The following is a 24,227-nucleotide window of genomic DNA, read 5'->3' as shown; positions in this document are numbered from 1 at the left end:
GGAGAGGGCTATAAATGATGTGAAAGAGATACGTGATATGGAAAAACAACTCAAAAATATACTGCCCATCCTGGGGATCGAAAACGACGCCATCCTCTCGAAACAAGGGGCGTTTACGCTGGCCTTCCGCATCAGCCTGCCGGAAGTATTTACGCTCTCGGATGAGGATTACGAGCACCTGCACCAGGCCTGGGTAAAAGCCATCCGGGTACTACCCAAAGACAGCGTGCTGCATAAACAGGACTGGTTTTTACAAAGAGAAACCACGCAGGGCGAAACCGGCCGCGGTCAAAACTTTCTGAACCAGGCCAGCGCCCGTTACTTCGAAGGCCGGAAATACCTGGCGCATGACTGTATCGTTTACCTGACCAAAAGACCGCAGGGATGCAAACCCACCGGCTCGCTGTTTTCCAGCCTGATCCGGCCGACCCTGGTACCCAAAGAATTATTGGGCGACCAGGCCGTCCGAGAATTTCGCGATGTGACCGCCCGGTTTAAACGCCTGCTGGAAGATACCCGACTGATGAGCGTTACGCCCTTAACCGCCGCCGACCTGCAAAGCCAGCTAAAAAAAAACGGGCTGATCGAACGCTATTGTTTTTTAGCGGAAAGGGAAGCCCCGGCTTTATACCAGGATATCAGCTTTGACGAAGCAGTGCGGATCGGCAACCGGGAGCTGGCGATCTATACCTTAGGCGATACCGAAAGCCTGCCGGCCAACTGCGGTTCGCGTCTGACCTACGAACCTTATTCTACCGACCAGACCAAATTCCCGGTCAGCTTCGCCGCCCGGCTCGGCCTGCTGCTGCAAACCAGCCATATCTATAACCAGTACATTTTTGTTGGGGATGCGCAGGCGACGCTCAAACAACTGGAAAAGAAAAGGCTGCGGCTGCAATCGCTCTCGGCTTATTCCCGGGAGAATGCCATCTCGCTGGAGGCCACGAACGAATACCTGAACGAGGCCATCAGCCGCCAGCGCCTGCCGGTCAAAGCACACTTTAACGTGATGGTCTGGTCGGATGACCGGGAACAGCTGTTAAGCAAAGGCAACCATGTCTTATCGGCGCTCGCCGCTATGGATGCCTCCGCCAAACCGGAAACTGACGGCGCGGCGCAGATCTGGTGGGCGGGCATTCCCGGCAATGCAGGCGATTTCCCGGTCAATGACACTTTCGATACCTTCGCCGAACAGGCCGCCTGCTTCCTGAACCTCGAAAGCAATTATCAGAGCGGCCCGGCCGGTGCAGGCATCCGCTTCTGCGACCGCCTTTCCGGCCGCCCGGTCTATGCCGATCTTTTCGATGCACCGCGCAAAGAAGGCATCACCTCCAATATGGGCACGCTGGTGTGCGGTACATCGGGCGGCGGCAAATCCATGACCGTTAACCATATCCTGCGTTCGCTCTATGACCAGGGCGCACATTGCGTAACCGTCGATATCGGCGGCAGTTACCTTGGCCTCTGCGATACCGTGAAAGGCTATTATTTCAGCTATACCGAAACGGACCCGATCCGTTTTAACCCGTTCTATCTTTCCAAAGGCGAAGTGCTCGACACCGAGAAAAAAGAAAGTTTAAAAGCCTTGCTGGTTTCCCTTTGGAAAGGCGAAAACGAAACGTTCAACCGGGCGGAATACGTGGCCCTATCCAACGCCTTGCAGGGTTATTATGAATACCTCGCCCAAAACACCCCGGTATTCCCCGGCTTCGATTCTTTCTATGAATATCTTGAACGCGACTACCGCGAAGTGCTGAAAAGCCACCGGGTAAAAGAAAGCGCGTTTGATATGGACAATTTCCTGTATGTATTACGGCCTTATTACAAAGGCGGGGAATTCGATTACCTGCTGAACGCCCGGGAGAACCTCGACCTGCTCAGCCAGCCGTTCATTGTGTTCGAGCTCGACCAGATCAAGGACCACCCGATCCTTTTCCCGGTCGTGACGCTCATCATTATGGAATTGTTCATTTCCAAAATGCGCAAACTGGCCGGCGTCCGTAAAGTCCTTACGATAGACGAAGCCTGGAAGGCCATCGCCAAATCGGGCATGGCCGAGTTCCTGCGTTACGCTTTTAAAACCATCCGTAAGTTCAACGGGGTGCCTATCGTGAGTACGCAGGAACTGGACGACCTGATTTCCTCACCGGTTATCAAGGATGCCATTATCAATAACGCGGATATTAAAATCCTGATGGACATGCGCAAGTTCCAGGGCAAGTTCGACAAACTGCAAAACGCGCTGGGTTTATCGGATAAAGGGAAAACCATCCTGCTGTCAGTGAATAAAGATAACCGGGAGATTTTCGTGGACATCGGCGGGCAGGTCATGAAGGTCTACAAAAACGAACTCTGCCCCGAAGAATATTACGCTTTTACTACAGAGGGCCGCGAGCGGGTTCAGGTAAGGGAATACGCGGAAAAACACGGCAGCATCGAGGAAGGCATCGCCACGCTGGTAGCCGAGAAACTTACTACAAAAGCATCATGAAAAGATATATCATCACCCTGTTGTACGGCCTGTTGTTTTTGCTGTGCCCGCCTGAAGCCCAGGCACAAGTACCTGCAGCCAGCGCCTTTACCGGCCTGATCAAGAAAATGATCGTCGCCATTGACATCAAAGTGCAGCGCCTGCAAAACCGGACCATCGCGCTGCAAAACGCCGAAAAGCAGATCGAAAACACTTTGCACCTCAACAGCCTGAACGGGATCTCGGACTGGCTCAGCAAGGAAAAGGATCTCTATGCCGGTTATTACCAGGAACTCTCCAAAGTCAGGCGACTGATCGCCAGTTATGATGCGGTCAAACGCATCGTCAGCCAGCAAAGTCAGCTTGTCAGTGAATACCGGAACGCCAGCGCGCAGTTCAACCGCGACCCGCATTTCAGCCCCACGGAATTGAAGTACATGGGCAATATCTATAACGGCATCTTACAGGAAAGCCTGCGCAACCTCGACGAAACCATCACGGTTATCAGCGACCTGGCGGCGCAGATGGACGATGCCGAACGCCTGGAGCGGATCAACCTGGCGGCCAAAGCCATGCAAACTAACCTCGGCCACCTGCGGCAGTTCAACAGGCAGAACACAAGCCTCAGCCTGCTCCGGGCCAAAGACGGACGTGACCGCGCGGCGGTGAAGCAATTTTATTGGATACAATAAACCTAATGATATGAAAAACCTATTAAGCAAACCCGCGCGCTTAGTCGCCGTCCTTATTTTTTCCCTCGCCAGCCCCGGCATTATGCAGGCCAATGCCCAATTCCTCGGCGGCTTCTTCAGCCAGCAGGCCACGAAGAAAAAACTGATGACCGAACAAGTCGCCGTTTACCAGCTTTACCTGAGCGCCATCAAAACCGGTTACACCATCGGTGGTAAAGGCCTGACGGTAGCGCATGACCTGAAGAATGGCACTTTCAGCCTGCATACGGCTTATTTCAATGCTTTGCAGCAGGTTGCGCCCGTGGTGAAAAGCGACCCGAAAGGCCGGGCCACCGACAGCCTGTACCGGCAGATCCGTTCGCTGTTCGCGAACGAAAAACAATGGCAGGCCAAACAAAAGTTATTGACCGTGACCGAACTGCAATACCTCGACAAAGTAAGCGCCGGCCTGCTGGCCAAATGTAAAACGGACATGGACGAACTAACCGACGTGCTTACGCCGGGCAGGTTGCAGCTAAGCGACGCCGAGCGCCTCAGCCGGCTGGATCAGCTCTACGCACGCATGAAAGACAAACAGGCCTTTGCAGGTTACTTCAGCAATAAATGCCGCAAGCTGGCGCTGAACCGGCAAAAGCAGCAAAAAGACCGGGCGCAGATGAAAAAACTTTACGGCATACAATAGCCAAAACAAACATGAAAAGAGATCTTGAAAGCGATGAAAAAGTTAATTTTTATGATCCTGCTGACGGCGGGGCTTTGCGGCATACTGCCGCGACAATCAAAAGCGCAATCGGTCGATGATTGCATCCAGCAGCTCATACTCGACTATGAAAAACTGGCCAGTCTGAAAAACATCCTCAGCCAGATGTACCAGGGCTACGAGGTATTGTCCAAAGGATATAGCGCCGTAAAAGGTGTCGCGCAGGGTAACTTCAGCCTGCACGAGGCATTTCTCGACGGGCTTTACCTCGTCAGCCCTGCCGTACGCAAGTACCCCCGCATCACGGATATCATCAACGACCAGGCGACGCTCGTCAGCGAATACCGGCAAGCCTCCGGTTCATTCAGCCGCAGCGGCCGGTTCAAGCCCGATGAACTGACTTATATGATGACCGTTTATAATAACCTCGTCAGTGCCAGCCTGCAAAACCTCGATAACCTGGTGATGATCATTACAGACAGCCAGCTGCGGATGAGCGATGCGGAGCGGCTCAGGGCCATCGACCGGCTGTACCACGAAAGCCACAATCAGCTGACTTACTTGCGGCGCTTTAATGGGCAGGCATCGGCTATGGTGAAACAACGCGCGCTGATCGAACAGGACAGGCAGGCGCTCCATTCTATTTACGGCATTAAACCCTGATCTTATGAAAAAGAAAACGTTAACAGTTGCGACATTGGCAACCCTGGGCGTGCTTTGCCCTTTACTTTCCCATGCCGAGGGCGTAGCCGACGACCTGCACAGCCTGCAGGACATGCTCAGTCAGCTTTACGACCAGATGATCCCGCTTTGCAGCGGCATGATCGGCGTCGCCCGCGCCATCGGTGGTTTCGCCGCTTTATGGTATATCGCCGCCCGTGTTTGGAAACACCTCGCCGCAGCCGAACCCATCGATTATTATCCCCTCCTGCGCCCGTTCGGTATCGGCTTTTGCGTCGCCTTCTTTCCGCTGGTACTCCGCCTGATGAACGGCTTGCTCCAGCCCGTAGTGACCGCCACGGAAAATATGGTGACCAATTCCAACCAGGCCATCGAGCGCCTGCTTAGTGAACAACCGCAAAACGATAACGAGCAAACGCCCGGCGAACTCAATTCCGACCCGGACAAATGGTTCCAGTACAGCCACCCCGACGGTACCGACGCCAGCGCGGGCAACCCCATTTCGGATGCCTTTTCCGGCTGGAGCATCAAGAACTGGGCGCGTAAATTCATCTATGAAGTACTTAACGTACTCTTCCAGGCCGCGGCACTATGCCTTGACACGATCCGTACGTTTAAACTCATCGTGCTGGCCATTCTCGGACCGCTTTGCTTCGGGCTGAGCATTTTCGACGGCTTCCAGCACACGCTGAAGCAATGGATCGCCCGTTATGTCAACGTGTTCATGTGGCTGCCCGTCGCCAATATTTTCGGGGCCATCATCGCCAGGATCCAGGTGAACATGCTGCTGGCCATCCAGAGCGGTAACCCCGGCGGCAACGAATTCGGCAATACGAGCACGGCCTACCTGATCTTCCTGCTGATCGGTATCCTCGGATACTTTACCGTACCGAGCATCGCGAATTACATCATGAACGTCGGCGGGCACGCCCTGTTCAACAAAACCTCGGCGGTGGCCTCGATGGCCGTATCCTGGTTCAGCGGCTCCGTCATGCGGAACGCTTTTTCCGGCAACAGCCAGGTCAATAACCAGCAAAACAGCAGCAAACAAACGCAAAACAACAATTACAACACGGAAAAGCTGAAAGGTGGCTCCGGTAAAACATCCTGACCATGTTTAAAAAACTCAAAAACCTGGAGACCGCGTTCCAGCATGTACGCGTTTTCAGCATCGCCATCATCCTGCTGGCCTTTGCCGCCGTCTGCTTCATGGCCTGGCTGCTGAAATCCGAATCGGTCGCCCTGCAAAAAAAGGTCTACGTCCTTTCCAGCAATACCGCCTGGTCAGCCAAAGCCGTCGAACGCGCCGAGTACCTGCCCCTCGCCGCCCGCGGCCATGTCCGTGCCTTCCACGAGCTGTTTTTCACCCTCGACCCCGACGAAAAGGTCAACAAACGCAACCTGTCCCGCGCCCTTTACCTCGCGGACAATTCCGCCCGCAAAGTCTACGACAGCCTTTCCGTCAGCGGCTATTATGCCAATATCATCGCCGGCAATATCAGCCAGCGCCTCAACGTCGACAGCGTACAGGTCGATACCCGCGCCAGTCCTTACCATTTCCGGTGCTATGCCACCCTGCGCATTATCCGCTCCACCAGCCAGGTCGCGCAAAGCCTCATCACCGAAGGCGACCTCCGCGAAGTGGAACGCAGCGACAACAACCTCCTCGGCTTCCTCATCGAGCACTGGAGCACCATAGAAAACAAAGTTTTAACCATCAGCAATCATTAATATGGAAACCAAAAACCCTTTAAAACTGCAACGCCAGCGGAAAGCCCTGCTGGTCATGCCGCTTATTATTTTCTGCCTGAGCACCGTATGCTTCTGGGCCTTCGGCGGCGGCAAAGGCCCGGAGCCGCAAAGCACGGTCCGGCAAAACCTCCGGTATAAAATACCACCCTCGCTGCTGGGCGGCAACCAGGACGGCGACAAAATGAGCTTTTACGACCGCGCCCGTGCCGACTCCGACAAACAGGCGCAACTGCGCAAGACAGATCCATTTTTCAAACACGGTGCGGACAGCGGGGCCTTCGCCCCGCCCAACGACAACCGCTCTTTTTCCCCTCGCCAGCCCTCGCTTTTCGGCGACCAGGTTTCCGGCAATAATGATGACCCGGCGGTTAATGCCGCCAAGATCAGCCAGCGGTTAAAACAGTTACAATCGGTGATCAACAAACCGCCTGCGCCAGTGGGTACAACAATACCTAAACCAGCGCTTAACAGCCGCCCGGATTCCATGCGGTATCCTGCGACCTTGAGCGAAGACCCGGAAATGAAACAGATGAACGGCTTACTGGAAAAAATCCTGGATATCCAGCACCCGGAGCGGCTGAAGGATAAAAAAGAGGACATCGTTGTAAAAACTGCACCGGAACAATTCCAGGCGATCCCCGCGGTGATCGATGGCAACCAAAAGATCGTGCAGGGCACGGTGATCCGCATACGCCTGCTGGACTCGGTAAGGCTGAACGGGCAACTCTTCGCCAAAGGGCAACTGATCTATGGCAGCGGCGACCTCTATAACCAGCGGGTAAAAATCAATATCAAACTAATCCATGTGGGACTGAACATTATCCCCGTCGACCTGACCGTGTATGACCGGACGGACGGTATGGAGGGCATCAGCGTGCCGGAAGCCGTAACCGGTGAAGCGCTGCGCGAAGGCGCCGTCAGCGGGGTGCAGTCCATGGATATGCTAAGCCTCGACCCCTCGGTGACAGCGCAGCTGACGACAGCCGGGATCAATACGGCCAAAGGGCTTTTCTCCAAAAAGGTCAAACGCGTGAAAGGAAAACTGAAGGACGGGCACGAACTGCTGCTGCGCGACAACAAGGTATTGCATTAATCTTTTGGCTATGGAATTAACGGATCGCAAAACTGTCGGCGCTTTTCTGTTCAAAGCCGCGGAGCAAAACTGGAACCGGGCGGCCTTTGACCGGAGCAGGGATCAACCTGTCTTTCATGGGTATGTTTCCGCAGGTGAAGCTTCGGAATTCTGGTCGGCATCGAACAATGTATTCGATTATCTCATGCAGGATTTTGCAGCGGCGGATGATGCCTTTATTCCGGTGGCCAACCTGGCGGCAGGCTTCGATCAAAAACCGGTGATAGGTGAAGGTAACCTGCCGGATATCGGGCAGCAATTAGCGGAACTTGATGTGGGACTGCAACCCTTTTGCAAAATAGACGGCCTCGGCCCTTACCTGCAGACGGAGATGTTTATCCCCGTGCACTGGCGGCAGGATATCGAGCCGCGAAAAGAAGTGAAGCGCTTTCTGGTGATCAAGCATACCCATCCGGGGCACCACATTTATGAGATCGGGCACGAGGTGGTTATTTTAAAACATTTCAAGAGCCAGGCGGACGGCGCAAATTTTCAGCGTGAAAAAGCCAAAGGACTGGCGACGGATAAAAAGCCTGCCGATCTGATCCTGGTGGGGGAATACCGCGGGCGCTTGCTCAACCCGGACCCGGACAGTTACCCGGAAAAGCACTGCGGTATCGCCCTGTTCAGGGTTCATGGCAACCGGGACGGCAGGCTGCAATGCTCAACGCCCCATTCGCTATACCCTCCGCTGACCATCGAACAAAGGCTGTATGCCCGCTTATACCATAGCGGCGGTGCCATCAGGCTGCCTGATGATCAGTTGCAATAGACGGATCCAAGGCTTTTAGCTGCTTCAACCTATCCCACACATTAATCAAAGAAGTATTAACCATTAAAATTTAAGTATTATGAATCAGGAAAGTTTTGAGTACAACAGAGATCAACTTCAGTATCTGGGCTTTGGCGAAGAAATCGCGAAATCCTTACATACAAAAATGGAACAGAACCTGACCGAGTTTACACTGGACCACACACGAAAGTTTGGAAAGGACGAACTGCATTCGGTGCTGTATTTCTCTAAGGGCGACGATGCCGCCAAAGACCTTACTTTTTTTAACCGTTTCACTTCGACGCTAAAAAAAGAAGGTATGGAAGACCTTTCGCAAACCTTCTTTGTCGGGCCGAAATATAACTACACGCTCCGGGAACGCTACAATATGATGGACGGTCGTGCGGTTTACCGGGAACAACCTGTTTTGGAAAGGAAAGAAATGGACGGTAAACTGAAAATGGTGCCGACCGGTGAAACTTACTGGGCTTGGCGGGCGCTCAACTTTAAAGAGGCCGATCAGCACGGGAACTTTTTACCCAAGATGATCCGCTGGCATGACCAGGGTAAGGCACTGGAAAAATTCCCGATTGTCGGCGCGGAAGAGAAATACATGCAGGCGCGTTTGCTGGCGCAATTGCAAAAAGGAAACCAGGTTGAAGTTAACGTATTAAAGGACGGCCAGGAGGTAAAAGCTCAAATGGTGGTGAATGCGCCGATGATGCGCATCGACTTTTATGATGAGAACGGCCAAAAGCTGGATATCAAACCGGTGAACAGGCAGGCCTTTGGACAAAGCCAAAAGTCGGATCTATCACCGCAGGAAGTGCAACGGGCGGCTATGGCTAAAGCAACCGCAGCCAAAGAGGGCACCCAAGCGGCGGATGAGGCAGCACCAGCAGGTCAGAAAGCAGCAACCGGGCAAAAACAGGAACCGGCCCTGCAGCGCAAGCAAGCTGTTAAGATCTGAGTATGGAGCTGTGCAGGCCTTTATGGGTATTCTTTGAACGGGTCGGCAGCGATCCCCGAATCTGTATTGCCCATATTGGCCTTTTTGCTACGCTCCTGCAGTTGTGGCAGCGTGGCGGGTTTACGGATCATATCGAGGTTTATAGTTACGAGGTGATGGAGCTGGCCCGGATTTCTTCTCGGGCTACTTATCATCGCTGTATCCGGGACCTGCATGACTTTGGTTATTTACAATATTTCCCATCTTTCAACAAGAAGAGGCGCAGTAAAATCATTCTTGTCCCCCGGGATCTACCTGTTTGCAAGCGATAAAAAGTAATTGCAGGAAATTAAAAAAAATCATAATGCCCGTATGTACAACATGACGAGAATCATTGCATATAAAATTATAAATATCGCAAAGAATTCAGGTAGTATGAATTATCGTAAGCGTATCCTGTGTCTGCTCGACCTCGGAATATTTATCAATACCATCATTCAAAAGAAATCCATTCAACAACATTACTATATCGTATAGACCATGAGTGTAGAGATTATTACCAAAGAAGATCTGCAGCATTTCAGGCTGCAATTACTTAATGATATCAATGATTTGTTGAACACAAAAAAAGATATCCAAAAAGAATGGCTCAAAGGTGCTGAAGTCAGGCAACTGTTGAAAGTATCACAGGGCACTTTGCAAAATCTCCGGACAGGGGGTAGATTATCTTACTCCAAGATTGGGGGAACTTATTATTATCGCCATCGGGACATCATTAAATTATTGGAAAACAGCAGGGAGGCATTTCGTTAACATGTCCGCTGCTCAACATTTATCCCGTCTATTTCACTGCTTCAGCGAAGACGCCCGGATTACCGCCTGGCACCTGAGTCTCTATATGGCGATTTACTTTTTATGGCAATCCGCCGGCATGAAAAAATCTATAAATGTTTCCCGAAGGAAACTTATGAAGTTGTCTCGCATTCAAAGTAACATCACTTATCACAAATGCATTAGCCAGCTTCAGAACTATGGCTATATCAGGTACACGCCATCATACCACCCGCGCCTCGGTAGCCGAGTGGAACTGCTGCTCGCGATATAGCAATCAATTTGTTCGCCAGCTCAACCTGTTAATTTTTTATCCGTTCACTACTTCGCCGCCGTTTACGCGGATCACCTGCCCTAAATCGTTTCTCAAATTTTCTTTGAACGGTAAAGGTGATACTCTACAGCCAAATATGCTGGCTTCAAAATATCCCGATATGGCCATCGTCGTATCATCCATCGGAAGGACAATAAAGCGGGCTTACATTACAGCGCGCGCAAATGTGCTGTTCAAGGTGGATTTTCTTGATAAACCACTTGGTATATCTGGTTGCTACAATCAGTTAACCATCCGGAACGCATCCACAACACGATGCAAGAAAATCATTGCGCGGGACCTGGCAGGCAGTAAACCAGTTGATATCACCCAAAAAGTAATCATCAGACCTAACGAACTGGCTATCCCAGGTAACTTAATAGACAAAGTTGTTTGAGGAGTGCCACAAAAGGCGATTTGTCTGAACCCGGTATGGTGCTTTTTCTAAGATAATTTATTAAACCTTGACATTTAGCCCATGATTCGATTAATTTAACGCAAAATTTAGTATCGACTGGATTCAACATAAGCTGCGTCCGGTTTCAGCATATTCAAAAATTACGGGGCCAAGGCCATCCGGTTCAAACGATTTAGCATTGGCTGAGGTGATGTTTGACGCCTCCTTACATTTGAACGCATTTTAAAAACCAGTATAATTGAGTAATTAAATGATGAAGCTTTTACTACGAATCAACTTGGTGTTGTTCTTTTTTCAGCGCATGACTTTGGTCGCTGTTTCTCAGCAAGCTATTCAGGTCACAACCGTTGCCCCTGGTGTAAAAAAACTGACATGTGGCATACCGGAACAATTTTCGCCATATAGTTTTTGCAGTACAAAACCTATGACAGATGCCATGGCTAAACTGCCGGCGGGTAAACTGCCTTTTAACACGGATGAAATTAAAATAACTGCATCTGACCGCGGCATAGTCGTGGAAATTCCGCTGACCGACGAGGAGCAACTTTATGGGTTTGGTTTACAAATGGGCTCGTTCAATCAAAAAGGACTCAGAAAGAAGCCAATCGTCAATGATAACCCTTCGCATAACTTGGGCTATACTCATGCACCCGAACCGTTTTATATATCTAATAAAGGGTATGGCATCCTGGTTAATACGTCTCATTACACCACTTTTTACTGTGGCAGCACGGCAAAGAACACCGGTATAGTAAAGTTAAAAGACGCGAAAGATGGCAATTCAGTGGAGGAATTATACAAGAATGAAAGCAGGGCATCCGGTTATGTTGCAGTAGATGTGCCGGGCGTAAAGGGCGTGGAAGTTTATGTGTTTGAAGGGCCGCAGATGCTGGAAGTTTTGCAGCGCTATAATCTTTTTTCTGGTGGCGGGGCTTTGCCGGCGTTATGGGGATTAGGCGTTAAGTATCGTGTAAAAGGTAATTTTAACCAGCAGCAAGTTGGTAAAATGGCAGATTATTTCCGGGCAAACAAAATTCCGTGCGATGTGCTTGGCCTGGAACCCAAATGGCAGACTACGGCCTACTCATGTTCTTATGTATGGAACAAAGATTTTTTTCCGTCGCATGATAAGTTTATAGACACGATGAAGACCAAAGGCTATCACATAAATTTATGGGAGCATGCCTTCGTAAACCCCAAATCGCCCCTTTACCCAGCACTTAAAGATAAATCGGGGAACTATTTGGTCTGGAATGGGCTCGTTCCGGATTTTGTTGATAGTTCCGCCAGTAAATTATTTGCGGATTATCATAAACAAACCTTCGTGCAAAAGGGCATATCAGGCTTTAAAATGGACGAGTGCGATAACTCCAACCTGACGATGGGCGATGCAACCTGGAGTTTCCCTGAGCACAGCCGCTTCCCGTCTGGCATTAACGGAGAGCAAATGCATCAGGTCTTTGGCATCGTTTACCAAAAGGCGATCTATAGCATCTACAAAGCATTAAATACACGCACTTATTTGGATGTCAGGGCCTCAAATGCGTTTGCTTCCTCTTATCCGGCATCCCTTTACAGCGATACCTACGATCATCATCAATACATTCAAATGATCAGTAACGCCGGTTTTTCCGGGCTACTATGGTCGCCTGAGGTCAGGGAATCCAGGTCTGTCGCTGATCTGCTGCGCAGGAGTCAAACAGCCGTACTTTCTGCTCAAACCCTTTACAACTCCTGGTACCTTCAAAATCCCCCCTGGCTTCAAATCGATATTGAAAAAAATAATAAGGACCAATTGATGGAAAATGCAAAGTCAGTCGAAGCAGCCGTACGTAAACTGCTTGATTTCCGGATGAGCCTGGTCCCTTATCTTTATAACGCATTTGCTGATTACCATAACAAAGGCGTTCCGCCTTTCAGGGCCTTGGTGGTCGACTACCCGGAAGACGCAAAAGTTTTTAATATTGACGATGAATATATGATCGGACAAGGAATTTTGGCCGCTCCGCTTACCGAAGACATGGAGGAACGGAAGGTTTACCTGCCAGCCGGAAACTGGTACGACTTTAACACCCAAAAAAAATACGTTGGCGGAAAAGCATACACCGTTAAAATCGGATTGACCGACCTGCCTGTTTTTATTAAAGAAGGGACTATATTACCACTGGCCGAACCCGTTGACCATATAGGCCCGGATACCCGCTTCGAGCTGACTTGCCAGGTGTATGGTGAACGGGTAGAGCCTGCATTCTTATTCGAAGATGACGGTGTCAGTTTTAATTTTGAAAAAGGGAACTTCAACCTTTTGACATTGAATTACACCAAAGGTAAAGGTTCCGTTAAAAGGGCCGGCAGTTTTAAAGGCAACAGATACAAGGTTAAAAAATGGATCGTAATTAATTGAAGCGACTACCTGCTTATACAGCGCTCTGGCCTGTATGCCACCGGGGCGGTTGCAACGACCCCGGTGGCTTTTTGATCATCTGTCTTACCACAAGTTTATTAATTCATCAATATTGCCTCCCTTCTGCCGGGATAAACAGTTCTTAAATAAAACCTTAATGATAACGGCATACTATCTGATTACCTTTCAAGGTTCAGAGGATATATCATACAGGGTAAGGTAACTGCATAGCTTCTATTATTTTCATAGCTGTTAAGGTTGAAGCTCAACAATCAGCAATTGATCTGGTACGCCTAAAGCCAAAGTTGAAATATGAGTACTCGTTGTGATTGCATTAACAGAGCTCAGTGGCTGGTATGTTTTTACAACCGAAAAACTATGCGGGAATGTTATTGAAATATTTTGCACATCATCCGGCAAATCTTGAAAATTTTTAAAATCATAATTGACACCTGCGGGCTGTCCCTGCCAGAGCGCTAAATAGTAACTGCCGGTGTTTTTTTGAAATAACAAAGTTCGGAGATTGGTCGTGTCTCCGGCAACTGTATATGTCAGTGGGGCCAGTGTAATGCTACCGGAAACGTCTTTCAGTAAATCAATTGTATTTTTGATGGCCGTAAATGCCGGCTTAACACTACCATCCGTGTGAATCAAACCAAAGTTATTCTCACTATTATTGGGATCATTACTGTTTTGATCCATTAGTTCATAGGCGTAGGTCTTAACCGCTCCCCGCTTCAACTGCTCCATAAATAAAACGGAATAGTACTTCCCGGAACTGAGTTCGGACAAATAATGATACGCATTGGCATTGTACTCCGCTGATGTGGGCAGGTTATAATTACGGGCATTTTCATAACCAATCTCGGTAATCATAAAAGGCTTTCCATTTTGGATTGGTGGAAAAAAGCCTTTTGTTAAATCAAAATAAGTTCCCGGAAACATTTTCCAGTTCGAGCTACCGCTATCATAGGTATGAAAATTTATGTAATCGCAATAATTGCTGATCGAAGGTGAAATAGCTGCTACTTTATTGGGTTTTGAGGGCAGACTCCAGTAAGTTACCAGGCTTGTATTAACTATCCTGATTCCTGCTAACTCGGGCATAGCATGCGCCCTGGTGTATAGCGCTTTTTGAATTTTATAAGTCAAGGTATCCCATCCATTGGGATACCAGCTGTTGATAGTTAGATCCGGTTCATTAAAGCCTTCCAGATGCTGTATAGTTTGCCGCAGCCGGGCTGAATTTTTAAATATCGAAAGGTATGCGGCATCATCGCGTAAATTTAAACTATCTACCACCTTTCTGCTATCCAGGAGATAACTTACTTTAATGCCCAGTTCCTCATAAAGTTTAATGAACCGATTTTTAATCAAATCTGTATCTGCGGAAGGTATAAAAGCATGATAAGGCACTGCATCACGAATATTTTTAATCCCAAGCGTCTTCAACGACGGATAAACAACGTCATCAAATCTGCTTTTATATATTGGAAACCTGAGATGGACATTAACGCCAACGGAATTGACAAAGTCGGACGCGGCAAGTGGCGTCTGGGTAATTTGAACCTGGCCGGACAAAGCCTTGCTTTGATTATTTTGAGGATCTACAATTGAAGGCTTTTCTGTTTTACAGGAAAACAAAAGCGTTGCCAGCGCCGCTAACAAAGTGGTATATAGCAATGGTGTCTTTTTCATTGTTGTAAGTTTTTAAATATCATATCGCTTGCGACCCGTGAACTTTATTATTTACGAGTGTTTACATTTGCTTTATTCGGTAACAACCCGACAAATCGAACGACCTTAATTATCAGGCGACCCCCAACAGCATCACTATCCGCAAAATCACTGTAGCCTCTGCCCTTTAATTTGATGCGAACCGCAGCCGATTGGGATCCGTCATTTTGAAGTTACCTGCCGCGGTATGGAAGGATCAGCTATCCGGACCAAAGACCATCGGGTTAATCCCAATTAAGGTAGCAGACTTTAGAATCCGGTTGTCACTGTTTATCATTCGATATCCATTGTTTCTCATCCCGATTAAACAAAACGCCCTCATGTTTTAAAATCTCCTGCAGTTTCCTGGTATTCACTTCCTGTACAGGCTGTTTGTTTTTAGCAGCCATCGCTGCTGCTATACCTGCGGCCTGGCCAAGTTGCATCCAAGTTACCTCGACCCTGATGGAGCAAAAACCGACGTGGGAAGCGGAGACACAAACCGGCACCAATAAATTGGTACAGTCATTTCGCTTCGGGGTAATAATGCGATAAGCAAGTTCATATGGCTTGTCGACTTTAACCCAGATACGGCCTTCATTTATGTATTGTGTTTTGGATATCGCCACTTTTTGCACGTGATGGCAATCCACAAAATGAGATCCCAATGCAATCGCATCATTTTTTGCAGTTTCTTCAAAAATGTCTTTTTGTGTTTGTACATAACTTCCGATCATTCGGCGCGCTTCGCGGATATACAAGTAATAAGGAAAGTTATGGTTGTCCTTAAATTCATCAGGCGCCAAACCGTATCTGTTCGCCTCATCGAGTAGTTGTTTTGGTACGGACTGATCATGCCGCAAAAAATAGAGAAGGCCTAATGTCCAATCCTTATGATCCTGGAAAATTTGTTTCCGCTTTTCGTACCCGGCATCCGGATAACTGGTGTTACCGCCAAAAAGCCCAAGTGAGATAACCGAATTTTGTTTATTATTGGCTTCAAACTTTCCCGGCGGATAGTTCCAGGAATATAAATCGATAATATCTGCCAGTTTGGTATCAGGATGCTTAGCCAGCAGGCGCCTGAGCGTAAGGAAACGGTTTGCATCGTAATGCGATGGCGGAGGAAACGGTACCTTATCGGTGTTGGTAGACATCATCAACCGGAAATTATAATTGATGATCCTTTTACTGGCTTCCCCGTTTATTAAATTTTTTGCTGCTGCAAATCCGGGAAGTAAATTTCCATTGTCATCATATGGCGAAACGTCTATAGCTTTATCCAACAAACGTATACCGGCAAGCGATTCGCCATACTGCATTTTGCTTTCCCGCCCAAAGGTATAGGATACGCCTGCCCTTGCCATTAAATCGCCTTCATAAGTTGCATCAATAAAAGTATCTCCGCTTATTCTTTTTCCGTTGGTCAATGTTATACTTTGGATAGCGCCGCCTCTTTTATTTACGATATGAACAAAAGCACCGTAAACAACGGAGATATGCTGTTCGGTTAGCATAGCAACAAATATTTTTTCTGCAACATGCGATTCAAAGTAAAAAGCGGGTTTATTCATTCCGTAAGCCTTACCAATTCGGGTATAGACCTCCAGCGGAATTCCCGAGATCGTTTCCTCAATCATATGTTCGGTTTCCGCAGTTCCGATTCCACTGGTATTCATACCACCTACATGGCGGGTCTGCTCAATTAAAATGACTTTAGCACCCTGTCTGGCCGCTGCTACTGCAGCTGATATCCCGCCGGGCGTTCCACCATAAACTATTACGGTAGGCCTGTCGGAAGCGTTTGACCTGAAAGCGTAAAGTATCAGCAATACAATTACTCTATATGTTTTTTTCATCTGTTTAGTTATAATACAGGTTTGCCTATCGATAACAGCCGCTGCTTAAGTTTACCGGACGATATGCATCTTTTGGTATCTCAGTACCGGTAACCAAGGCAACAAGCTTTCGATTTCTGATTTTCCGGTCGGAAATGAAGCAGGATAGTTGATTTGAATCTTACGGCAAAATCAGCGTCAGGCAGATAATCATCATGCTTTTGCTATACGAACCGCTTAATCCAATTTCAGAACGAGTACCCTCTCAACCCATTTCATTCGCGATTATCCTTGATCTGGACCTGATCAATAACCGGGATTTTGTGTAAGTGCCGGATTTACATCGATCTGGTGCTGCGGGATAGGGTAAAGCAGATTTTTTTGTGAAACCGGTATTCCTGCAGCTTGCAAAGTACTAATATATTTGCCCGTCCTTAACAAATCCCAGCGGCGATGGCCCTCAAAACAAAGCTCCCAGCCCCGTTCCTGTAAAACCGCATCCCTGAACTGAGCCTGCGATAAGCCGGTCAGGTTTTGAGGATTGGCTGATGAATTGCCGTTTCTTGCACGGGTACGCACCTGATTAATGGCATCATAGGCATCAGGCGTTGGACCATTGACTTCATTAATCGCTTCGGCATACATAAGCAGCACGTCAGCATAACGTATAATCATAAAATTATTCCGCGCATCAAATTCCGCGCAAGGTAAGGGGTCCCAGTATTTATCAACACAAGGGCCGTTGCGGGCAGATACCAACTGATTGTTTGCCGGATTTACTTTTTGAGTGATGATAGTAACTTGTTTGCGATAGTCGCCTGACAGGTAAGAATTTACATAGGCGGGTTCTACATTGTATGCCCCACCGCCCTGGTTGATAGGATATGAAAAATAAATTGAAAAAAATTCAGCCATCGGACTGCCATAAGCCGTCTTTACACAACTGTATTGTGCTGAAAAAATATGCTCCTGGCCATTCTTGTTTTCAGGCGGAAAAATGTTCTTATAATCCAAAAACAGGCTATAGGACTTAGAATCAATTACTTGCTTGGCATACAGGACCGTATTGGTGTAGTCCTTGCGGGTAAGGTAAACTTTTGCAAGAATCGACTTCACGGCGCCGCTTGTCGCCCGCCCGATCGTCCCGGCGGCAGTGTATTTCACCGGCAGCCCTGCGGCATCCGCATCTTTTAAATCATTAATGATCTGCGTGTAGATATCATTAGCGGCAGTCCGCGGTATACTAACATTCACGACATCGGAAGTAGGTGAAGTAACCAACGGCACGTCCCCGAATGCCTGTACCAGGTTAAAGTATGTCAGTGCCCTCAGGAACTTCGCCTCCCCTATCACCTGCGCTTTAGCGGTAGCATCCATCGCAATCCCCGGAACGTTTTTGATCACACGGTTTGCCCGGTCAATCAACAGGTAACAGTTGGTGTAAAAAGAATCAAAAGTAGGATTGGAGGAGGAATAGGTATTGGTTTTAAAATCTAATATCGTGGCGCCAACCGTTGACTCAACGTTCAATTCTTCTGAATTAAGATCCGCCAGGTTAATCATTGTCATACCATATATGGTTCTTAACCGGTCATATACGGCATCAAGTGCAACCGTAGCATCACTTGCGGTTTTAAAAGAATTTTCCTCCCCTAAAAACGAATAAGGCTTTTCGACGAGATTGTTTTTGCAACTGCCTCCCAGTATCAACACCAAAGCCAGTAAACCGCACCAAAGAGTGCGCCCCTTGAAAAGCAGCATTTTGCTCAAAAATTTATATTGTGGTTTCATGTTTATCAGATTTAATTTAAAATGTAGCAGACAGACCAAGCATATAGATCCTTGACGGCGGATAATTGAAATTATCTCTTCCGTACACGGTGTTACTGTTGAAATCGCCGTTGACTTCAGGATCATAGCCGCTGTACTTAGTGAACGTAAGCAGGTTTTGCGCGCTAAAGTAGACGCGGGCTTTCTTGATAATTTTCGTAAATGTTGGCAATTGGTACCCGAACGTAACATTTTTTAAGCGTATAAACGAGCCATCCGCTATCGCAAAGTTCGAAACCGCAGGCAAAACCCACTGACGTATACCTCCAACAGTGTTACTCGGGTTACTTTGTGTCCAATGATTCTCGTAGTATGATTTGAGGTGGTTGTATTGCGCATCTATCAAAGTCGTGAACGTGTTGTAAATTTTATTGCCTTGAACACCCTGCAGGAAAAACGAGAAGTCGAACTCTTTGTATGCGAAATTATTGGTGAGGCCAAAAACAAATTTAGGGAGGCCGTTTCCCAATACCTGACGATCTGTCGATTCATTGTAGACACCGTCACCATTTACGTCTTTCCAGCGATACGCGCCAGGCAAACTACCCGCTTGTGCCAACGGACCCGCGGCCGCAATCTGTTGCGTTGTTTGCCACACGCCATCAAATACATTACCGTAAAAGGACCCGAGGGGTTTCCCAACCTCAATTATCGTTAACCCGGAAAAATAATGATCTACGCCATTAGCTAGTGCGGTGACTTTGTTTTCGTTGTAAGAAACGTTACCGGCCGTAGTCCATTTAAACCCGTTTGCACCTTTGTCAATATTTACAGACGTAATTGCCAATTCAAACCCTTTATTTTGTACACTGCCAATATTACGCAAGACGCTGGTAGCGCCTGTTGTTGCGGGTAAATCCACATATAACAATAAACCGCTGGTTTTTTTCGAGTAATAATCTCCGACAACGGTGATTCGGTTATTCCAAAAACCAGCATCGAGACCGATATCCAGTTGCGCGGTTTTTTCCCATTTCAGATCCGGGTTTTCAATACGCGAGACTTGGTTGGTAAGTACTTCGATATCATTAAATACAGTTTTCCCGATGGTGTATTGAGGAAGCGAATTATATAAGCCAATTCCATCATTCCCGGTAATACCGTAACTGGCCCTAAACTTGAGGTCGCTTATAGCAGGATTGTTTCTTAAGAAATTCTCGTCAGAAATACGCCAGGCAAATGCGCCGGACGGGAAAAATCCATACTTATTATTGGCACCGAAGCGTGACGAGCCGTCTTCGCGTGCACTAACCGTGAACAGGTAACGGCCTTTAAAACGGTAATTTATCCTGGCCAAATAGGAATTCAGGCCCCACTTCTCCAGCCTGCTGCTTGTAATATCAAGTGTATTGGCTGCCGATAAGTTATTGGCACCCAATACATAGTTCGGGAAATTTTCCGCTTCCTGATAGGTTGTTTGCAGCCTGTTGCTTTGAAAGGTGACGCCAGCAAGTATATCAAATGCGTGATTAGCATTTATTTTCCTGGTATACGTAAGCGTGTTTTCATTCAACGTATTGATGTTTTCAGAAGTGCCGTTACTGCCGTAGCCGTTTCGGCCACTCCCTGCAAGAGTTTGTGGGGTAAAGAATACGTTTCTGAATGAATTTTGAACGTCCGCACCAAAACTGATATGGGCCTTCAGGCCTTCTGTTAGGCTGAAATCGCCAAATACATTACCCAGCATTCTGTCAGTTGTAAGCAAATTCGTTGATGTGTTTTGCACAGCAACCGGGTTGGGCGTACTCGCGAAACCTGTTCCAGGGCCTAAATTCAATAACTGATAGTTACCATCCGCCGCGTAAACGGGGCTGGCTGGTGATATCGTCAGCGCCTCGTATATAGGACCCGCAACGAGGCCTTCTGACACGCCGTTATTAACTGTCCGTGATGCAGTAAGGTTGGACCCAATTTTAACGTGCCCGCTCAAGGTGGCGTCTAAGTTTACCCTCGATGCGTAGCGTTTAAAGTTGTTGACTATGACAATACCGTCCTGATTTAAATAATTCCCGCTAACCAGGTATTTTACTTTATCGGACCCACCGGTAATGGACAATTGATAGCTTTGCACCGGGGCGGTCCTAAAGATTTCTCTTTGCCAGTCGGTACCCTCTCCATATGAGGCAACAGGTTGAGGATAAGCACCACCGGGGTTTCCAAACCGTAACGGGAAGCCGAGATTGACAAGTTGCTCATTCTTCAAATTGAGATGATCCATTGCATTCCCTAGCTTTAGTTTTTTAACGACCTGCTGTTCACCGGCATAGGTTTCGAATTCAATATTAGCTTGTCCAAGTTTTCCACGCCTGGTGGTTACCAATACCACACCATTCGCTCCCCTCGAACCATATATTGCAGTAGCTGAAGCATCTTTCAAAACCTCTATTGACTCAATATCATTCGGGTTAATGGTAGAGAGGGGGTTAGCATAGCTGGCTCCGCTGCCACTGGCACCGTTTGCAGCGACAGGAACCGAAATTGGAAAACCGTCAATGACATATAAAGGATCATTGCTGGCAGAGATAGAATTGCCGCCACGCACGCGAATAGTTATCCCCCCGCCAGGTGCATTAGATGCCTGAGTAATCTGCACACCGGACACTTTCCCTTGCAATGCCTGGTTAAACGAGTTAATCGGTTGCGATTTGATTTCATTGGCCCCTATTGAGGAAACCGAACCCGTTAAGTCTTTTTTGCGGACCGTACCATAACCGATCACTACGATTTGGTTCAATCCCTTTGCTTCCACTTTTAACTGAACATTAATTGTAGTGCGCCCTTCAATAGGAATTTCCTGGGTCAAATAACCGACACAGGTAAAAACAAGTGTTCCCTTACCATCGGGAACACTGAGAGCATAATTGCCTTTGGCATCTGATATCGTCCCTATATTGGAATCCTTGAATTTGATGCTTACTCCGGGCAGATCTCCTTGCTCATCGGTCACTTTGCCCGTTAATTTGATAGCGGCGACAGATTCACTGAGGATAGGCACAGGCGATTTTGCGGGTGTGATTAATATCGTTTTTTGATTGATCACATATTGGAAGGGCTGGTCAATAAAACACGCTTTTAAGGTCTCTTCCAATGATCCGTCTTTTATTTTAACCGTAACAGGTTTGGCATTGCTTAAAATTTCCGGGTCGCAAAGAACACTGTAACCAGTTTGTTTGTGGATATCGTTTAAGGTTTCCCATAGCGGGGCATTCCTTTTATTCAGGTTAATCTTTTGAGCAAGAGAGGAAGCACTTACCTGAACGAAAGCGATAAGACAGATAAAAAAAGAAAGTTTCATTACTCTCCATAATTTAGGATGAACATGGAACATACGCCCACGCTCAAATGCTGTATAAATTTTATACATTTGAATCTTAGGTTAATTAATAATTGGTTGTTAACAGCGATCATACTGATTACCTGCTTACACAGTTCTCAAGGCTGTGTTCACCAGGGGCGGTTGCAACGCCCCTGGTCTTTTTCCGGTAATCTCTTTTAGTAGAATATTAATTCATCAAGATTACCCTCCTTCCTTCTATTTTATAGTGAATCCCGGATGTTATGGTTATGTTATCAAGCAGTTCCGTAATGTTCTTGTATTTGGATACAATACCCCTTAGTTTCTTTTGGCCCGCACCGGCGCGGTACTCCACATCCACATCGTACCATCTTGCAGCTATCTTTAATACGTCCTCAATCCGCTCATCGTTAAAAACAAACAGGCCATTTTTCCAAGCCATCACCTCGTCCAGGTCGGCATTTCTGATAGTTAAAGGCTCTTTCAGATTATTCACGGCCATCTGGCCCGGCTTTATAATGACATGGCTGTTTTTACAGCTCACTTTTACCGAGCCCTCCAGTAAAGTTGTCCTGATATCGGCATCATCATCATAAGCCTTGATTTCAAAATGCGTCCCCAATACTTCCACCGTTTGCTTGCTTCCTACGTTGACATGAAATGGCTTTTCGGGATTCTTAGCCACTTCGAAATAGGCCTCCCCGGCTAATTTTACCTGGCGTTCTTTGCCTTTGAAGGCAACTGGATAGGTTAATGATGACGCCGCATTAAGCCAGACGCGGGTACCATCAGGAAGGGTCAGCTGATATTGGCCCCCTTTGGGAACATACAAAGTGTTTAATTCGTTCTCTGTATCCGGTTGAGTGCCTGCAGAACCGGCGTCCCGATAGGCTATTTTGCCGTCCGCCTCTTTACGGACAACGGCGCCCGCCTGATTAGTGATATTTCCTCTTTGGGCTGCTTGAAGATCTATTTTAGTTCCATTGGACAAAACCAATATTGCTTTATTGACACCCGGCGTAATCTCGATCTTTTTAACACGAAGCGATAGCTGCTCTTTATGCGGCTTGCCTTTGTATAACCAGAAGCCAACAGATAGCGCTATAAGAACCGTTGCTGCTACAGCAATCCTCAAGGGATAGCTTTTTGTTCTTTCAGATCTCAGGTCATGGTCTCGGTCATGAGCGATCCGGGCTTTGATATTCCTTAATGCATTTTCAACATTAAATTCCAGCAGGAGCCCGATATCGCCGTCGCGGATATTTTCACTTAACAACCTTTCAAGGATTTCCCTGTTGCCGGCGTTCCTGTCTAACCACGCCTCCAGTTCAGCCTCTTCTGCTGCTGTGAGGGTATCACTAAGTTTCCCTGCTAAAAGTTTGCTTATATGAAATGAATCATACAACTTTTTATCCGACATGGCCTATGAATTGGTGTTAATGTTATAGAAACAATGCATACGGGTGTTTCCTCTAAAGCATTGAAAAAAATATTTACGTTCTTAAATACTCGTCGTATTCAGTGAGGAAAACCTTATTCAATTACAGTCAGTCCCTTGTGAAAAGCGTGCCAATTGAAACAATAAAAAAAAGTGATGATATAGCAGCATAGTACAGAAAGCCGGGCAACTGCATGTAATAGGGAATTAGAACATACCGGGCAACGTAACCTTAAAACTTTAAGACCGGAAGTGTTTCTTATTTGAAATACATGGATAGCATCACGGAAGTTAAAATACTAAATGATCTTCCCGAAAGACGTTTCTTTAAAATCGAAAGCCCCCGCATTTTTTGGTTGTAAACGGTGCTTGTCGTTATATTAAGTTTGTCCGCAACTTCCTTAGGTTGCAGACCGTCTTCAAAGATCATCTTAATGATTTTCGCGCATTGTTCAGGGAGGGCATCTACTTCAATAGCAATCTCACGTAATACCTCCGTGTAAATAATCTCATTAATTACCGGTTCCTGAAATTCATCTTCCAGTAAGCCGAACTCAGCGTCATGCTTTATTTTCCGTTGTTCTTTATTTAGAAAATTAATCGAAGCGTTACGGGTGCTGATGTATAGAAAAGCTTTTATCGAGTTCAGAGAAATAAAATCGGCATGCTTGTTCCATAGTTTATAAAAAATATCCTGAACAATCTCTTCTGCTGCAAATCTATCAGATGTTAGCCTGGTCGCATAAAAGCACAGGGCGTTATAAAACTTTTCGAAAACATGATCAAACGCTTGTATGTCGCCAAGTTGCAGCCTGTGCATTAATTCATTTTCATTCAGGTTTTTTAATTGATCAACCGCCATGGCGTCGGGGGAAAGTACACCCAAATACAAATCTAGGCAATTAAAACTAAAAATGTCAACGCGTTTGAGCGAAGCCGGATCTAACTTTGCTAACTGGAAGGATCCTATTGGGAGCCGGCTTAGTAGCTATTAAA

Annotated in this window: 19 protein-coding genes; 12 read left to right on the top strand and 7 right to left on the bottom strand. The window is 47.3% G+C overall.

Annotated elements, in window-relative coordinates; all coding sequences use genetic code 11:
• Window positions 1-37: 37 nt before the first annotated feature.
• The 9 genes from FHW88_RS27380 to FHW88_RS27340 all read left to right on the top strand — a co-directional run bounded on the left by FHW88_RS27380 (window position 38) and on the right by FHW88_RS27340 (window position 9,169).
• Entirely contained in the window at window positions 38-2,491 is a 2,454-nt protein-coding gene (locus tag FHW88_RS27380) for a TraG family conjugative transposon ATPase (protein WP_176628738.1), read from the top strand.
• Window positions 2,488-3,162: a conjugal transfer protein TraI gene (locus FHW88_RS27375; protein WP_176628737.1), complete on the top strand. Its 675-nt coding sequence runs from the start codon at window positions 2,488-2,490 to the stop codon at window positions 3,160-3,162. The genes FHW88_RS27380 and FHW88_RS27375 overlap by 4 nt, the downstream gene beginning before the upstream one ends.
• 10 nt (window positions 3,163-3,172) lie before the next feature.
• Window positions 3,173-3,844 (top strand): hypothetical protein, encoded by a 672-nt coding sequence (locus FHW88_RS27370; RefSeq protein ID WP_176628736.1) that lies wholly within the window; start codon window positions 3,173-3,175, stop codon window positions 3,842-3,844.
• Window positions 3,845-3,877: 33 nt separating this feature from the next.
• Entirely contained in the window at window positions 3,878-4,525 is a 648-nt protein-coding gene (locus tag FHW88_RS27365) for a TerB family tellurite resistance protein (RefSeq protein ID WP_176628735.1), read from the top strand.
• Between the two features lie 4 nt (window positions 4,526-4,529).
• Entirely contained in the window at window positions 4,530-5,654 is a 1,125-nt protein-coding gene (gene traJ / locus FHW88_RS27360) for a conjugative transposon protein TraJ (RefSeq protein WP_176628734.1), read from the top strand.
• A gap of 2 nt (window positions 5,655-5,656) precedes the next feature.
• Window positions 5,657-6,274: a conjugative transposon protein TraK gene (traK, locus tag FHW88_RS27355; RefSeq protein ID WP_176628733.1), complete on the top strand. Its 618-nt coding sequence runs from the start codon at window positions 5,657-5,659 to the stop codon at window positions 6,272-6,274.
• 1 nt (window position 6,275) lies between these two features.
• Entirely contained in the window at window positions 6,276-7,388 is a 1,113-nt protein-coding gene (locus FHW88_RS27350; RefSeq protein WP_176628732.1) for a conjugative transposon protein TraM, read from the top strand.
• Between the two features lie 10 nt (window positions 7,389-7,398).
• Window positions 7,399-8,199: a hypothetical protein gene (locus tag FHW88_RS27345; protein ID WP_176628731.1), complete on the top strand. Its 801-nt coding sequence runs from the start codon at window positions 7,399-7,401 to the stop codon at window positions 8,197-8,199.
• Between the two features lie 79 nt (window positions 8,200-8,278).
• Window positions 8,279-9,169: a hypothetical protein gene (locus FHW88_RS27340; protein WP_176628730.1), complete on the top strand. Its 891-nt coding sequence runs from the start codon at window positions 8,279-8,281 to the stop codon at window positions 9,167-9,169.
• Between the two features lie 20 nt (window positions 9,170-9,189).
• On the opposite strand, the gene FHW88_RS27335 is transcribed toward FHW88_RS27340, so the two are convergent.
• On the bottom strand, window positions 9,190-9,384 hold the full coding sequence (locus tag FHW88_RS27335; protein ID WP_176628729.1) for a hypothetical protein: 195 nt from the start codon (window positions 9,382-9,384) through the stop codon (window positions 9,190-9,192).
• Window positions 9,385-9,688: 304 nt separating this feature from the next.
• Here FHW88_RS27335 and FHW88_RS27330 point away from each other — a divergent pair, with 304 nt between their 5' ends.
• The 3 genes from FHW88_RS27330 to FHW88_RS27320 all read left to right on the top strand — a co-directional run bounded on the left by FHW88_RS27330 (window position 9,689) and on the right by FHW88_RS27320 (window position 13,114).
• Window positions 9,689-9,961 (top strand): helix-turn-helix domain-containing protein, encoded by a 273-nt coding sequence (locus FHW88_RS27330; protein ID WP_176628728.1) that lies wholly within the window; start codon window positions 9,689-9,691, stop codon window positions 9,959-9,961.
• Between the two features lie 218 nt (window positions 9,962-10,179).
• Window positions 10,180-10,689 (top strand): hypothetical protein, encoded by a 510-nt coding sequence (locus FHW88_RS27325; protein ID WP_176628727.1) that lies wholly within the window; start codon window positions 10,180-10,182, stop codon window positions 10,687-10,689.
• Between the two features lie 271 nt (window positions 10,690-10,960).
• Window positions 10,961-13,114: a TIM-barrel domain-containing protein gene (locus FHW88_RS27320; RefSeq protein ID WP_176628726.1), complete on the top strand. Its 2,154-nt coding sequence runs from the start codon at window positions 10,961-10,963 to the stop codon at window positions 13,112-13,114.
• 252 nt (window positions 13,115-13,366) lie between these two features.
• On the opposite strand, the gene FHW88_RS27315 is transcribed toward FHW88_RS27320, so the two are convergent.
• The 6 genes from FHW88_RS27315 to FHW88_RS27290 all read right to left on the bottom strand — a co-directional run bounded on the left by FHW88_RS27315 (window position 13,367) and on the right by FHW88_RS27290 (window position 24,093).
• On the bottom strand, window positions 13,367-14,812 hold the full coding sequence (locus FHW88_RS27315; protein WP_176628725.1) for a hypothetical protein: 1,446 nt from the start codon (window positions 14,810-14,812) through the stop codon (window positions 13,367-13,369).
• Between the two features lie 302 nt (window positions 14,813-15,114).
• Window positions 15,115-16,689, bottom strand: a complete 1,575-nt coding sequence (locus FHW88_RS27310) for an FAD-dependent oxidoreductase (protein ID WP_176628724.1) — start codon at window positions 16,687-16,689, stop codon at window positions 15,115-15,117.
• A 285-nt stretch (window positions 16,690-16,974) separates the two neighbouring features.
• Window positions 16,975-18,459: a RagB/SusD family nutrient uptake outer membrane protein gene (locus FHW88_RS27305; RefSeq protein WP_176628723.1), complete on the bottom strand. Its 1,485-nt coding sequence runs from the start codon at window positions 18,457-18,459 to the stop codon at window positions 16,975-16,977.
• A gap of 16 nt (window positions 18,460-18,475) precedes the next feature.
• Window positions 18,476-21,862: a TonB-dependent receptor gene (locus FHW88_RS27300; RefSeq protein WP_176628722.1), complete on the bottom strand. Its 3,387-nt coding sequence runs from the start codon at window positions 21,860-21,862 to the stop codon at window positions 18,476-18,478.
• 139 nt (window positions 21,863-22,001) lie between these two features.
• Window positions 22,002-23,213: a FecR family protein gene (locus FHW88_RS27295; RefSeq protein ID WP_176628721.1), complete on the bottom strand. Its 1,212-nt coding sequence runs from the start codon at window positions 23,211-23,213 to the stop codon at window positions 22,002-22,004.
• 277 nt (window positions 23,214-23,490) lie between these two features.
• Entirely contained in the window at window positions 23,491-24,093 is a 603-nt protein-coding gene (locus tag FHW88_RS27290) for an RNA polymerase sigma-70 factor (RefSeq protein ID WP_176628720.1), read from the bottom strand.
• Window positions 24,094-24,227: the final 134 nt, after the last annotated feature.

Source organism: Mucilaginibacter sp. SG538B (assembly GCF_013376065.1).
GTDB classification, from domain to species: Bacteria; Bacteroidota; Bacteroidia; order Sphingobacteriales; family Sphingobacteriaceae; genus Mucilaginibacter; species Mucilaginibacter rubeus.
Note: the sequence above shows the minus strand (reverse complement) of the source record. Positions and strands in the feature narration are given on the sequence as shown.

Bases quoted from the DNA above. Each gene is read 5' to 3' on its own strand.
- FHW88_RS27295 (WP_176628721.1), bottom strand. From the start codon at position 23,213: ATGTCGGATAAAAAGTTGTATGATTCATTTCATATAAGCAAACTTTTA.
- FHW88_RS27335 (WP_176628729.1), bottom strand. From the start codon at position 9,384: ATGCAGGTCCCGGATACAGCGATGATAAGTAGCCCGAGAAGAAATCCG.
- FHW88_RS27320 (WP_176628726.1), top strand. From the start codon at position 10,961: ATGATGAAGCTTTTACTACGAATCAACTTGGTGTTGTTCTTTTTTCAG.
- FHW88_RS27325 (WP_176628727.1), top strand. From the start codon at position 10,180: ATGGCTATATCAGGTACACGCCATCATACCACCCGCGCCTCGGTAGCC.
- FHW88_RS27345 (WP_176628731.1), top strand. From the start codon at position 7,399: ATGGAATTAACGGATCGCAAAACTGTCGGCGCTTTTCTGTTCAAAGCC.
- FHW88_RS27380 (WP_176628738.1), top strand. From the start codon at position 38: ATGGAAAAACAACTCAAAAATATACTGCCCATCCTGGGGATCGAAAAC.
- FHW88_RS27290 (WP_176628720.1), bottom strand. From the start codon at position 24,093: ATGGCGGTTGATCAATTAAAAAACCTGAATGAAAATGAATTAATGCAC.
- FHW88_RS27305 (WP_176628723.1), bottom strand. From the start codon at position 18,459: ATGAAACCACAATATAAATTTTTGAGCAAAATGCTGCTTTTCAAGGGG.
- traJ (WP_176628734.1), top strand. From the start codon at position 4,530: ATGAAAAAGAAAACGTTAACAGTTGCGACATTGGCAACCCTGGGCGTG.
- traK (WP_176628733.1), top strand. From the start codon at position 5,657: ATGTTTAAAAAACTCAAAAACCTGGAGACCGCGTTCCAGCATGTACGC.
- FHW88_RS27375 (WP_176628737.1), top strand. From the start codon at position 2,488: ATGAAAAGATATATCATCACCCTGTTGTACGGCCTGTTGTTTTTGCTG.
- FHW88_RS27300 (WP_176628722.1), bottom strand. From the start codon at position 21,862: ATGTATAAAATTTATACAGCATTTGAGCGTGGGCGTATGTTCCATGTT.
- FHW88_RS27315 (WP_176628725.1), bottom strand. From the start codon at position 14,812: ATGAAAAAGACACCATTGCTATATACCACTTTGTTAGCGGCGCTGGCA.
- FHW88_RS27350 (WP_176628732.1), top strand. From the start codon at position 6,276: ATGGAAACCAAAAACCCTTTAAAACTGCAACGCCAGCGGAAAGCCCTG.
- FHW88_RS27365 (WP_176628735.1), top strand. From the start codon at position 3,878: ATGAAAAAGTTAATTTTTATGATCCTGCTGACGGCGGGGCTTTGCGGC.
- FHW88_RS27330 (WP_176628728.1), top strand. From the start codon at position 9,689: ATGAGTGTAGAGATTATTACCAAAGAAGATCTGCAGCATTTCAGGCTG.
- FHW88_RS27370 (WP_176628736.1), top strand. From the start codon at position 3,173: ATGAAAAACCTATTAAGCAAACCCGCGCGCTTAGTCGCCGTCCTTATT.
- FHW88_RS27340 (WP_176628730.1), top strand. From the start codon at position 8,279: ATGAATCAGGAAAGTTTTGAGTACAACAGAGATCAACTTCAGTATCTG.
- FHW88_RS27310 (WP_176628724.1), bottom strand. From the start codon at position 16,689: ATGAAAAAAACATATAGAGTAATTGTATTGCTGATACTTTACGCTTTC.